The organism is Ferrimonas aestuarii (assembly GCF_005116665.1).
Classification (GTDB): domain Bacteria; phylum Pseudomonadota; class Gammaproteobacteria; order Enterobacterales; family Shewanellaceae; genus Ferrimonas; species Ferrimonas aestuarii.
This window is the reverse complement of sequence record NZ_SWCJ01000039.1, coordinates 1-951: the sequence shown is the minus strand read 5'-3', so window position 1 is coordinate 951 and position 951 is coordinate 1. Positions and strand designations below refer to the sequence as shown.

Below are 951 nucleotides of genomic sequence, written 5' to 3'. Positions count from 1 at the left end.
TCTACCTGTTCAACCACAGATAATTTAAAGGCCATTGGGTAATCACGCTGCGAGCGTCTGCGTCGCTTGGGCTCTACCTTTTCCATAATAGGTCTCCAATGTGTAAACCTATTTCAGGACGGGTCACAGATACGAAAAAAGCCCGCAGCGTTAGCTACGGGCTTTCTCTTAATTGGCGTCTGACGATGACCAAGTCTCACACGGACTCTCTCCAACACTTGACCACACTCACATCGGCACACCGGCATTTCACTTCTGGGCTCCAGCGGTTAGTCATTTATGTGACCGCAACGCATCGGATCTGATGACCCGGTCATCAATGCGTAAAGCTGAGTGCTACCTTTAAATTCCCCAAAACAAAAAAAGCCCATCCGTTAGGATGGGCTTTTCTCTTAATAGGAGTCTGACGATGACCAAGTCTCACACGGACTCTCTCCAACACTTGGCCACACGACCATCCGCGCGACTGGGTTTCACTTCTGGGCGCCGGCGGCGGGAATTAGTGCATGGGATCAGGGGGTAATGTCATCAATATAAGTAGAAGAAACAGTATTCTCTTTAAATCGCAGGTACGAAAAAAGCCCATCCGTTAGGATGGGCTTTTCTCTTAATAGGAGTCTGACAATGACCAAGTCTCACACGGACTCTCTCCAACACTTGGCCACACGAACATCCGCGCGACTGGGTTTCACTTCTGGGCGCCGGCGGCGGGAATTAGTGCATGGGATCAGGGGGTAATGTCATCAATATAAGTAGAAGAAACAGTATTCTCTTTAAATCGCAGATACGAAAAAAGCCCATCCGTTAGGATGGGCTTTTCTCTTAATTGGCGTCTGACGATGACCTACTCTCACATGGGAACTCCCACACTACCATCGGCGCAACTGCGTTTCACTTCTGAGTTCGGCATGGGATCAGGTGGGACCACAGCGCTATGGTCGTCAGACAAAA

General features: G+C 49.4%; 1 rRNA gene. It reads right to left on the bottom strand.

Going from position 1 to position 951, the window contains the following annotated elements:
• Nucleotides 1-831: 831 nt before the first annotated feature.
• Nucleotides 832-946 (bottom strand): 5S ribosomal RNA (gene rrf / locus FCL42_RS21485).
• Between the last annotated feature and the right edge of the window lie 5 nt (nt 947-951).